Raw genomic sequence first — 6,123 nt, 5'->3', positions numbered from 1 at the left:
CAGGCGGTTCAGCAGGTAGTGCAGGCAGACCTGGGCGTCCGGGCCGGCGCCCGCGCCGCGCTCATAGTTCCATGCGGCCCAGGCGGATTCGCGTCGGGGCAGCACCGAGCGGTCGGTGTGCAGCACGGCGCGATTGGGCTGGTAGCGGATGGCGCCGAGCAGGGCCCGCTCTTCCCGTGAGGCGTCGGACAGCAGGCCGAGCGCCTGGTCGCTGTGCGTGGCGATCACCGCGTAGTCGAAGCGCTCCCAGCCGCCGCCCACGCGCAGCGAGACCCCCGTGGCGTCGCGGCGCACCGCCTCGACCGGTGTCGCGAGGCGGCGGTCGGGCAGGCCTTCCAGGATGCGCTGGACATACTGACGCGCGCCACCGGCCACCGTGAACCAGCGCGGGCGGTTGCTGACCTGCAGCAGGCCATGGTTGTGGCAGAAGCGGATCAGCGTGCTGACCGGAAAGCGCAGCATCTGGTCGGTGGGGCAGCTCCAGATGCAGCCGATCATCGGCAGCAGGTACCACTGGCGGAAGGCGGCGCCGAAGCGGTGGGTGTCCAGGAAGTCCTGCAGCGGCTGCGCCAGGGCTTGTTCCGTGCCCGTCTCGGCGATGCGCGTGGCCAGCTGGTTGAACCGCAGCAGGTCGACCAGCATGCCCCAGAAGGCCGGGCGAACCAGGTTGCCGCGCTGGGCGAACACGGTGGCCAGCGTGCTGCCGCTCCACTCCAGCGGCTGATCGCCGAAGGCGCGGTCGACCTGCACCGAGAACGACATGTCGGACACGGCGGTCGGCACGTCGAGCTCGCCGAACAGGCGGATGAGTTGCGGGTAGGTGCGTTCGTTGAACACCAGGAAGCCGGTGTCCACGCCGTGCGTCACAGGGCGGCCGCCGGCATCCGGCAGGGTGAGGTCGACCGTGTGGGTGTGGCCGCCGAACCACTCGCCGGCCTCGAACAGGGAGACCTGGGCCTCGTGGCGCAGCCGATGCGCGGCGGCCAGGCCGGCGATGCCGGCGCCGATGACGGCGACCTTCACGGGCGCCCTCCCGGCTGGGAAGAAAAAAGCCGCGAAGCGCCCCGGAACGAAGGAGGGAGGGAGGGAGGAGGAGAAGAGTCGTTCCGGGATTGCATCCGGGCCTGGGCCCGGACGGCTTCGCAGCGGCAAAGGGGTCGTTGTCCTGCGAACCTGCCTCCTGCCTGCATGGACTCGATGCGGCGGGTCCAGGTTCCCTGGCAGCGGCGGTAAATTTTTGTGAACGGCATGGCGGCGGTTCCTGTGTCAGCGGCGTGCCAGCTGACGCTCGACCGCCTGCACCAGCTCGGCCGATTCGGGGGCGGTGGTGGCGCCCCACTGGCCGACCACGGTGCCGTCGCGCGCGATCAGGTACTTGTGGAAATTCCAGCGCGGCGCCTGGCCGGCGCGCTCGGCCAGCTGGCGGTACAGCGGGTTGGCGTCACGCCCGCGCACCGAAGAAGCCGCGAACATCGGGAAGCGGACGCCGAAGGTGTTCTCGCAGAAGTCCGCGATCTCGCGGTTGCTCGACTTCTCCTGCGCGAAGTCGTTCGACGGGAAGCCCAGCACGACCAGCCCGGCTTCGCGGTAGCGGCTGTAGAGGGCCTCCAGTCCGCGGTACTGGGGGGTGAAGCCGCAATAGCTGGCGGTGTTCACCACCAGCAGCACACGGCCGGCGTACTGGCACAGCGCCTGCGGCTTCTCGTCCTGCAGGCGGGCAAAGGTGTGTTGCAGCAGCGGCGGGCAGGCGGCCTGCGCCGGCGCCGGCGCCGCGGCGGGCGGCGTGGTCGGCGACGCCGCCTGGGCGGCGCTCATCAGGCCCAAAGGCGCACTGATGACCAGGACAAATCGTGCAAAAAGGTTCATTTGTGGCGGATAATCTCGAAAGATGCGAATTTTGTCTAGGACAAACAAAATGCCCCTTCGGTTCATGCGGATGAACCTGCACAACCTGTCGACGCCGCCGGCGCCGATGTGGAGGCGCTCGTGAACCGGATGGTTCCGCCGCCGCTGCCGATCGCGGCCGTCGAGCGCGACACCGGTCTGCCCAAGGACACGCTGCGGGTCTGGGAGCGCCGCTACGGCTTTCCGCAGCCGGTGCGCGACGCCATGGGCGACCGGGTCTATCCGGCCGACCAGGTGGAGAAGCTGCGCCTGCTCAAGCGCTGGCTGGATGCCGGGTACCGGCCAGGCAAGGTCGTCCACCTGCCGCTGGACGAGCTGCAGCGCATGGGGCAGGAACAGCCCGAGCGCGCGGGCGCCGGCGTGCCCGCGGCGGTGGAGGACTATCTGGCGCTGCTGCGCGAGCATGACGTGCCGGCCCTGCGGCGCAGCCTGGGGCAGGCGCTGCTGTCGCTCGGCCTGGAGCGCTTCGTCACCGAGCTGGTGGCGCCGCTGACGGCCGGCATCGGCGAGGCCTGGCTGCGCGGTGACATCACCGTGACGCAGGAGCACGTGTACACCGAGGCCCTGCAGCTCGTGCTGCGGCAGGCCATCGGCAGCGTGCCCGAGTCGCTGTCGCAGGCGCCGCGCGTGCTGCTGGCCACGCTGCCGCAGGAAGGGCATGGCCTGGGCCTGCTGATGGCCGAAGCCATGCTCTGCCTGCATGGCTGCCGCTGCATCTCGCTGGGCGTCAAGGTGCCGCTGGACGGCATCGCGGCCGCCGCTGCGCAGACGCAGGCCGACGTGGTGGGCCTCACCTTCAGCAGCGCGTTTCCGGCCGGGCAGGTGCAGGCCGGCCTGCGCGACCTGCGCAGCCTGCTGCCCGACCATGTGCGCATCTGGGCGGGCGGCGCCAACCTGGCCCTGCAGCGCCGCGCGCCCGACGGCGTGGAGGCGGTGCCGGACATCGGGGCCGTGCCGTCCCTGGTGGCGGCATGGCGGGAGGGGCGCGCACGCGCGCACGCGCCTTAGAATCCGGGCCTAGGAAAGGCCCGCGCATGCTGTACCCCGAACTCTTCAAGCAGCTGGAGTCCGTCCGCTGGGACATGGACAGGGACATCCCCTGGGACCGCTTCGACCGCTCGCTCCTCAGCGACGAGCAGGCCGAGACGGTCAAGATGAACGCCATCACCGAGTGGGCGGCGCTGCCGGCCACCGAGATGTTCCTGCGCGACAACCGCGACGACAGCGACTTCTCCGCGTTCATGTCGATCTGGTTCTTCGAGGAGCAGAAGCACTCCCTGGTGCTGATGGAGTACCTGCGCCGCTTCCGTCCGGAGCTGGCCCCGACCGAGGACGAGCTGCACGCGGTGCGCTTCGAGTTCGATCCGGCCCCCGCGCTGGAGACGCTCATGCTGCACTTCTGCGGCGAGATCCGGCTGAACCACTGGTACCGGCGCGCCGCCGAGTGGCACACCGAGCCGGTGATCAAGCACATCTACACCACGCTGTCGCAGGACGAGGCCCGCCACGGCGGGGCCTACCTGCGCTACATGAAGCGCGCCATCGGCAACTTCGGCAACGAGGCCAAGGCCGCATTCGCCAAGGTGGGCGTTCTCATGGCCAGCGCACGGCGCACGGCGCAGGCGTTGCATCCGACCAACCTGCACGTGAACAAGGCCCTGTTTCCGCGCGACACCATTCAATCGCGCCTGCCCGATCCGGAGTGGCTCGAGCGCTGGCTGGACAAGCAGATCGCCTTCGACAGCGTGTGGGAGAACCGCGTCGTCGAGCGCATCCTGCACAACATGAGCCTGCTGATGGACCGCAGCTTCCAGAGCGTGCAGGAGCTCAACCGCTACCGCAAGGAACTGCAGGCCGGCCTGGGCACGGGCGCGGGCCTGGTGCCGGGAGCCGCGTGACCGGCCCGGCCATGCCGCCAGCGCCGGCCTTCGCCGAGCCCGCCTTCCTCCACCGCATCGTCGAGCGGGCTGACGCGCCTGCCGCGGTGGCGCGCCTGCCGCGCCCGGTGGTCTTCACCAATGGCGTGTTCGACGTCCTGCACCGTGGCCACGTCAGCTGCCTGGCCCAGGCGCGAGCGCTGGGGGGCAGCCTGGTGGTGGCACTGAACACCGATGCGTCGGCGCGCCGGCTGGGCAAGGGCCCCGACCGCCCCTTGAACAGCGAGGCGGATCGGGCCATAGTGATCGCAGCGCTCGAATCGTCGAGCCTGGTGACCTGGTTCGACGAGGACACGCCGGTGGCGCTGCTGGCCGAGCTGCGGCCCGACATCTACGTGAAGGGCGGCGACTACGACATGCGCACCCTGGCGGAGACGGCGCTGGTGGAAAGCTGGGGCGGCCGCGCGCTGGCCATCCCGTTCGTGCAAGGCTATTCGACAACGGCCCTGGTGCGGCGCATCCGCGCGCCCGGGGCCTCACAAGGAGGATGACGGTGCTGGGTGTCTTTACCAAGCTGAGCCGGGAATGGAGCATCAACGACGTGGCGAAGGTGGTGCGCAGCCACGAGCGCTTCCGCATGCTCAGTGAGGCCGATGCGGTGCTGCTGGTGCAGCACATGCACCCCTTGCGCGTGAACGCCGGCAACATCGTGTTCCGCGAGGGCAACACCGACAGCAACTTCATGGGCCTCATCCTCGAAGGCAAGGCCCTGGTCGAGACCGATGGCGGCGGCCTGGGTGAGCGCGTGGTGCTCGGTACCCTGAAGGAAGGCGACCTGGTGGGCGAGCAGGGCATCCTGCACGAGACGCCGCGCACGGCCACCGTGATCGCCCGGACCGATCTCGTGCTGGCGGCGGTCGACGCCGGCCGCTTCGACCGCCTCGTCAAGGCCAAGCCGGTGCTCGGCTGCACCATCCTCACCTCGCTGCTGCGCACGGTGACGCGACGGCTGGGCGAATCCAACCAGCGCCTGCACAACGCGGAGAGCGCGAACCGCAAGCTCAAGAAGGAGCTCGAGCTCGAGATCGCCTCGCGCCGCCCTTCGCAGCCGCTGGAGCCGCCGCCCCCGCTGGAGCTGGACACGACCTTCTTCGATCCGCCCCCCGAGTACAAGCGGCCCTGAAGCCGCGGACCGCCTCATCCCGCGCCCCAGGCAGCGCACCACCCAGGAGACACCATGGCCCTCTTCTTCCGCCGGCAGGAACGCGAGTGGAGCGACCGCGACGTGGCCCATCTCGTGCGGTCGCACGAATGCTTCGCCATGCTCTCGGTGTCCGAGGCGGTGAAACTGGTGGAGCACATGAGCGCGCAGCGCGTGAAGGAAGGCACCGTGCTGTTCCATGAGGGCGCGCAGAACGCGAGCTTCATGGCGCTGATCCTGCAGGGCGAGGCCACGGCCGAGGCCATCGGCGGCGGCCATGGGGAGCCGCTGATGCTGAAGGTGCTGCAGGAAGGGGACCTGATCGGCGAGCAGGGCATCCTGGACAACGCCTCGCGCAACGCCACCGTCACCGCCGCCAGCGACATGTCGCTCGCCACCATGAGCCAGTCCCAGTTCAACAAGCTGACCAAGGCCTACCCGGCGATCGGCAACAAGATCCTGCTGTCGCTGCTGCGCACCGTCTCCGGCCGCCTGCGCGATGCCAACAAGCGGCTGCACATGCTGTCGCAGCTCAATCGCACCATCAACGAGGAGCTGGACGACCGCTCCACGCCCCGGCTCAAGCCCGCGCCGGGTGAGGACACGGTGGCCTTCCGGGTGTCGCAGCCCGGGGGGTGAATGCGTCAGGCCGGCGGCGCTTCGCCGGCACGCTGACCTGGCCACAACCGACGCAGCGCGCGCACCACGCGCCCGATCAGCGCCTCCAGGTCATCCAGCCACACGAACACCACCGGCACCACCAGCAAGCTGAGCACGGTGGACGTGAACAGGCCGCCGATCACCGCGATGGCCATGGGGGAGCGGAAGCTCGGGTCCGCCGTGCCCCAGCCGATGGCGATGGGCAGCATGCCGGCGCCCATGGCGATGGTGGTCATGATGATGGGCCGCGCGCGCTTGTGGCAGGCGTCCAGCAAGGCATCGAGGCGGCTCATGCCCAGGTCGCGCCGCGCCACGATGGCGTACTCCACCAGCAGGATGGAGTTCTTGGTGGCGATGCCCATCAGCATGATCAGGCCGATCATCGAGGGCATGGAGAAGGCCTTCTGCGCCATGAGCAGGCCCACGACAGCGCCGCCCAGTGACAGGGGCAACGCGCTCAGGATGGTGACCGGGTGCAGG

General features: G+C 69.7%; 8 protein-coding genes. 5 read left to right on the top strand and 3 right to left on the bottom strand.

From position 1 onward, the window contains the following. Window positions 1–1,023 (bottom strand): NAD(P)/FAD-dependent oxidoreductase (locus ACE3T5_RS20775; protein ID WP_374670015.1); only part of this gene is annotated, 1,023 nt, incomplete at its 3' end. Between the two features lie 243 nt (window positions 1,024–1,266). Then, a complete protein-coding gene (locus ACE3T5_RS20770) occupies window positions 1,267–1,815 on the bottom strand; it encodes a glutathione peroxidase (RefSeq protein ID WP_374670014.1) in 549 nt (182 codons plus the stop codon). Window positions 1,816–1,995: 180 nt separating this feature from the next. Here ACE3T5_RS20770 and ACE3T5_RS20765 point away from each other — a divergent pair, with 180 nt between their 5' ends. Genes ACE3T5_RS20765 through ACE3T5_RS20745 form a run of 5 tightly spaced genes read left to right on the top strand, consistent with a single transcriptional unit; the run spans window position 1,996 to window position 5,622 of the window. Beyond that, complete coding sequence (locus ACE3T5_RS20765; protein ID WP_374670017.1) at window positions 1,996–2,913, top strand: MerR family transcriptional regulator; 918 nt, start codon at window positions 1,996–1,998, stop codon at window positions 2,911–2,913. 26 nt (window positions 2,914–2,939) lie between these two features. Continuing rightward, the gene (locus ACE3T5_RS20760) at window positions 2,940–3,803 is read left to right on the top strand and encodes a ferritin-like domain-containing protein (RefSeq protein ID WP_374670013.1); all 864 of its coding nucleotides are present in this window, start codon (window positions 2,940–2,942) and stop codon (window positions 3,801–3,803) included. 11 nt (window positions 3,804–3,814) lie between these two features. Then, a complete protein-coding gene (locus ACE3T5_RS20755; RefSeq protein ID WP_374670016.1) occupies window positions 3,815–4,333 on the top strand; it encodes an adenylyltransferase/cytidyltransferase family protein in 519 nt (172 codons plus the stop codon). Window positions 4,334–4,335: 2 nt separating this feature from the next. Further along, window positions 4,336–4,965: a cyclic nucleotide-binding domain-containing protein gene (locus tag ACE3T5_RS20750; RefSeq protein WP_374670012.1), complete on the top strand. Its 630-nt coding sequence runs from the start codon at window positions 4,336–4,338 to the stop codon at window positions 4,963–4,965. Window positions 4,966–5,019: 54 nt separating this feature from the next. Continuing rightward, window positions 5,020–5,622 carry a cyclic nucleotide-binding domain-containing protein gene (locus ACE3T5_RS20745; RefSeq protein WP_374670011.1) on the top strand — a complete coding sequence of 201 codons (603 nt, stop codon included), beginning with the start codon at window positions 5,020–5,022 and terminating at the stop codon, window positions 5,620–5,622. Window positions 5,623–5,627: 5 nt separating this feature from the next. Here the strand turns inward: ACE3T5_RS20745 and ACE3T5_RS20740 are convergent. Then, a partial coding sequence (locus tag ACE3T5_RS20740) for an efflux RND transporter permease subunit (RefSeq protein WP_374670010.1) occupies window positions 5,628–6,123 on the bottom strand: 496 nt, incomplete at its 5' end.

The sequence above is a fragment of the Ramlibacter sp. genome (assembly GCF_041916345.1).
In the GTDB taxonomy this organism is placed as follows: Bacteria; Pseudomonadota; Gammaproteobacteria; order Burkholderiales; family Burkholderiaceae_C; genus Ramlibacter.
Note: the sequence above shows the minus strand (reverse complement) of the source record. Positions and strands in the feature narration are given on the sequence as shown.

Coding starts and splice junctions, on each gene's coding strand:
- ACE3T5_RS20770 (WP_374670014.1), bottom strand. CDS start 1,815: ATGAGCGCCGCCCAGGCGGCGTCGCCGACCACGCCGCCCGCCGCGGCG.
- ACE3T5_RS20765 (WP_374670017.1), top strand. CDS start 1,996: ATGGTTCCGCCGCCGCTGCCGATCGCGGCCGTCGAGCGCGACACCGGT.
- ACE3T5_RS20760 (WP_374670013.1), top strand. CDS start 2,940: ATGCTGTACCCCGAACTCTTCAAGCAGCTGGAGTCCGTCCGCTGGGAC.
- ACE3T5_RS20755 (WP_374670016.1), top strand. CDS start 3,815: ATGCCGCCAGCGCCGGCCTTCGCCGAGCCCGCCTTCCTCCACCGCATC.
- ACE3T5_RS20745 (WP_374670011.1), top strand. CDS start 5,020: ATGGCCCTCTTCTTCCGCCGGCAGGAACGCGAGTGGAGCGACCGCGAC.